The following is a 3,899-nucleotide window of genomic DNA, read 5'->3' on the forward strand; positions in this document are numbered from 1 at the left end:
CGTCGCGGTGCGGGGCGAGGCGGCGGCCGCGGCGGCGGTCGCGGGGCCGGTGTTCGTGCGGCCCGAGCCGTCCGCGGTGGAGCTGCTGCCGGGCGACGGGCGCGTCACCGGCCGGTGGCGGGCCCCGGCGGAGGCGGCGCGGGTGGAGGTCGTCCGGGACGGGACGGTCGTGTCCGCGGGCCGCGACGGGTTCGGCGAGCGCGTGCCGAACGGGCGCGCGCACACCTACCGGATCAGCGCCGTGTACCTGGACGGGGACGGGCGCGAGGTCGTCACGCCGGGCGTGCGGGCGTCGGTGACGCCGAGCGCGCCGCCCGACCCGGTGCTGGAGCTGGCCGCCGAACCCGATCCGGGCGACCCGGGGCTGGTGCGGGTCCGGTTCGCGCCGCCCGCGAACGGCCGGGTGGAGCTGGTGCTGGCGGACGGCGAGCCGCCGTGGCCGCGCAGCGCGCTCGTCCCGCTGGAGGAGGTCCGGCGGGACACGCGGCGGGTGCCGGAGACGGCGGGCGGCACGCCGGGCGGAGGGACGGCTCGCGGTGCGGCCCGGGTCGGGCGGCTGGCTGATCGCGGTGACGGTCGCCGAGGGCACCGCCGCGATCGGCGCCGCGCACCGGCACGTGAACCTGCCGCCGCCCCGCCGGGTGGTCGCCGAACGGCGCGGCGGGCACGTCCATCTGGGGTTCGACTGGCCGCCCGACGTCGCGGAGGTCGACCTGGCGTACCGGGTGGCGGGCGCGGAGCCGGGGCGCGGGGCGGTGAGCCGCGCCGCCTACGACGCGCACGGCGGCATCCGGGTGCCCGCGCCCGAGGACGCCGCCGTGGAGGTGACGCTCGCGTCGGCCGGGTCGGTCGGCGGCGTCCGCACGACGGGGCCGCCGGTGTCGGCGGTCGTCGCGGCGCGCACGGTCGTGCACTACGACGTCGTCCGGTCGGGGCCGCCGTGGCGGCGGTCGCTGACGATCCGGCTGACCGCGTCGCGTCCGGTGCGGGTGGCACGGCTGTCGCTCGTGCTGCGCGCGGGACGGGTGATGCCGCACCGCGCGGGCGACGGGGAGACGCTGCGGGCGTGGGAGCAGGTGCCGGTCCCCGGGGAGCTGTCGGCGCCCGCGCCGGACGCCGCCGGGCCGTACTGGCTGCGCTGCTTCACCGGCGACGACGACGTCGAGCTGGCCGAATCCGCCGGTCGACCGGCTGCGGGTGCGGCGGTGAGCGGGCCGCCGTCGCCGCGGGCGGCGCTGTCGCGGGCCGGGCTGTCGCGGGCCGGGCTGTCGCGGGCCGGGCTGCCGGGCGGGCGGCGGGACGTGACGTGCCCGCACTGCTTCGCGTCCGTCGCGCCGCAGCGGATCCCGTTCCGGTGCCGGGGCCGGGCGGGACGGCAGCAGGGGTGCGCGCCCGACCCCCCGGACGAGGCGCTCGCCGCGTACACCGGGTCGACCGCGGGCGCGTCGCTGCCGCCGGTGTTCGACGCGCCCGGCCGCCGCACCGGGCGGTCGGGGCACGCCGACTGCCCCGGCTGCGGCCGGCCGACCGGGAACCGGGTGTGCCCGCAGTGCCACAACCCGCTGCCGTCGGCGTACTGCGACTCGCCGGGCCGGATCGTCGCGCTGGTCGGGGCGAAGAACGCGGGCAAGAGCACCTACATCGCGGTGCTGCTGCACGAGCTGATGAACCGGGTGGGGACGGAACTCGACGCGTCCCTCGTGGCCTGCGACGACCGGACGATCGAACGGTACAAACGGGACTTCGCGCGGCCGCTGCTGGAGGAACGGCGGCTGCTGCCGACGACCGCGTCCGCCGCGACGAGCCCCCGCGAGCCCCTCGTCTACCTGCTGACCCGCACCCGCCGGAGCCGGTTCGCACGGGCCCGCAACGACTCGCTCGCGCTCGTCCTGTTCGACACCGCCGGGGAGGACCTGCGCAGCCGCGAGGTCACCGACCTGCACCTGCGGTACCTGGAGGCCGCCGACGCGGTGATCTTCCTGGTGGACCCGCTGGAACTGCCGCGCCCGCCGGGCTGCGCGACGCCGTGCCCGTGCCGCGCGTCCCCGGCGAGGACCCCGACAGCGAGCCGCTGAACGTCATCGCCCGCGTCACCGACACGCTGCGCGGCGCGCACGCGCCCGGCCCGGCGAGCCGCTGCCCGTCCCGGTCGCCGTCGCCCTCACCAAGATGGACGCGCTGCGCCCCGGCCTGCTGCGCCAGTCGGCGCTGCACCGGACGCGCTCCGGCGCGGGCGTCCTCGACCTCGACGACCGCGACGCCGTGCACGAGCAGGTGCGGGCGCTGCTGCACGACTGGCAGGCCGCGCAGCTCGACACCTACCTCGAACAGCAGTACGCCGACCACGCGTTCTTCGCGCTCTCCGCCCTCGGCGGCGTCCCCGCGGACGGGCGGGTCGGCGCGGGCGGCGTCCGCCCGCATCGCGCCGAAGACCCCCTCCTGTGGCTGCTGTACCGGTTCGGGATCCTCGACGGCGTCCGTCCGGAAGGCGAGTGACGATGGCGTGGCAGCTGCATTACACGTCCGTGCGGCGCGGCCCGACCGGACGGTCCGGATTCCAGTTCGTCGCCGAGACCCCCGGGCCGCCCGACGGCGCACGCGCCGGGGTGCTGCCGCACCTGACGTACCGTCCGCCGCCGCAGGCCCCGGCCGAACCGGGCGACGCCGAACTCGACCTGTTCCCCGTCTCGCTGCTGTACGACCGGGTCGACGGCCGTCCCGTCCTGGTCCGGTGCCGCTACCTGGGGCGGGACTACTCGGGACGCTACGGCAACTTCTTCGCGCACGCCGTGATCGCCGAACCCGAGGAACTCGAAGGGGTGCGCCCGGCGGAGCTGTGGCGGTCGCCGCTGTGGAAGGTGCCCGGCGTCGTCGACGGCCGCCTCGACGAACTCGACGAGCTGCCGCCCGGCGACGCGCTCGCCCCCGAGGACCTCGCCCGCTGGCTCCCCGCGTCCGGCCCCGCCGACCCGTTCGGGACGCTCGGTTCCCTCGTGCGCGCGGTCGGCGAACGGATCGCGGCGGGCGACGGCCGGGTGGTGCTCGTCGCCGCCGACGTCGAGACGATCGCCCGCTGGATCGCGCTGGTGTCGTACTCGCTGCCCCTCGCGGCCGCCGAACGGCTGACGTTCGTCACCTACAGCGCCGATCCGCAGCGCGCCGCCCAGCACCTCGTGGGCACGACGCCCGACGTGTGGGCGGACGTGCGGCACCACGCGTCCCACGCCCTCGCCGTCGACCTGCGCACCGGCCTCCCGGACGGCGTGGACCCCGGGGGCGCGCCGCCGTCGCGGTTCGCCCGCGCCGTCACCGGATGCTGGCGCGACGCGGACTTCGCGGGCCTGGACGCGCTCGCCGAACTCGCCGAAACCGACGGCCTCGGGAGCGAGTCCGCCGCCGTCCTCCTCGCGCTCTGCCGCACGGACGCGACGGTGACGGCCGCCGAGGAGCGCGCGTTCGCCGGACTCCTCGCGGCGCGGCGCCCCGCGCTGCCCGACTGGGCGTGGCGGGAGCTCGCGCCGGTCGTCGCGTCCATGGGCCTGGACCTGGCCGTCGCTCGCGCGCGGCGGCGACGCGGCCGGTCTCGCCGACCTCGCCCGGCGGTGCGAACTGCGCGTGGCCATGCTGGCCCTGTCCGACCCGGCGGCCCGCGACCACCTCCCCGCCGCGCCGCGCGACGAGTCGCCGCCGGTACCGGACACCGCGCCGACGGACACGACGCCAGCCGACACCGCGCCGACGGACACCGCGCCAAGGGACACGGCGCCGACGGACACGGCGGCGCACGCGGAGCTGGGCGACCGGGTCCCCGGCGCCCTCGCGGCGGCGCCGGACCTGGCCGAGGTCGCGGCCGTGGCCGCCGTCGCGCTGCGGGCCGGGGTGCCGGTCGGCGCGGACGA

General features: G+C 78.5%; 4 protein-coding genes and 1 pseudogene. 3 read left to right on the plus strand and 2 right to left on the minus strand.

All coding sequences use genetic code 11. From position 1 onward, the window contains the following. Together BJF79_RS34230 and BJF79_RS34235 are read right to left on the minus strand one after the other, a co-directional pair. Window positions 1-223 (minus strand): hypothetical protein (locus BJF79_RS34230; RefSeq protein WP_262402974.1); only part of this gene is annotated, 223 nt, incomplete at its 3' end. A gap of 2 nt (window positions 224-225) precedes the next feature. Then, the gene (locus BJF79_RS34235; RefSeq protein WP_075903672.1) at window positions 226-513 is read right to left on the minus strand and encodes a hypothetical protein; all 288 of its coding nucleotides are present in this window, start codon (window positions 511-513) and stop codon (window positions 226-228) included. Between the two features lie 23 nt (window positions 514-536). Between BJF79_RS34235 and BJF79_RS62925 the strand changes: the two genes are divergently transcribed. The 3 genes and pseudogenes from BJF79_RS62925 to BJF79_RS34245 all read left to right on the plus strand — a co-directional run. Next, window positions 537-2,075 (plus strand): TRAFAC clade GTPase domain-containing protein, encoded by a 1,539-nt coding sequence (locus tag BJF79_RS62925; protein ID WP_262402975.1) that lies wholly within the window; start codon window positions 537-539, stop codon window positions 2,073-2,075. Window positions 2,076-2,169: 94 nt separating this feature from the next. After that, on the plus strand, window positions 2,170-2,496 hold the full coding sequence (locus tag BJF79_RS62930) for a hypothetical protein (RefSeq protein ID WP_083734453.1): 327 nt from the start codon (window positions 2,170-2,172) through the stop codon (window positions 2,494-2,496). 2 nt (window positions 2,497-2,498) lie between these two features. Beyond that, a pseudogene (locus tag BJF79_RS34245) lies at window positions 2,499-3,899 on the plus strand (hypothetical protein); the annotation flags it as partial.

Source organism: Actinomadura sp. CNU-125, assembly GCF_001942465.1.
Taxonomy (GTDB): Bacteria; Actinomycetota; Actinomycetes; order Streptosporangiales; family Streptosporangiaceae; genus Spirillospora.

What these genes read in the sequence shown, in the direction of transcription:
- BJF79_RS62930 (WP_083734453.1), top strand. Translation starts at nt 2,170, where the DNA reads ATGGACGCGCTGCGCCCCGGCCTGCTGCGCCAGTCGGCGCTGCACCGG.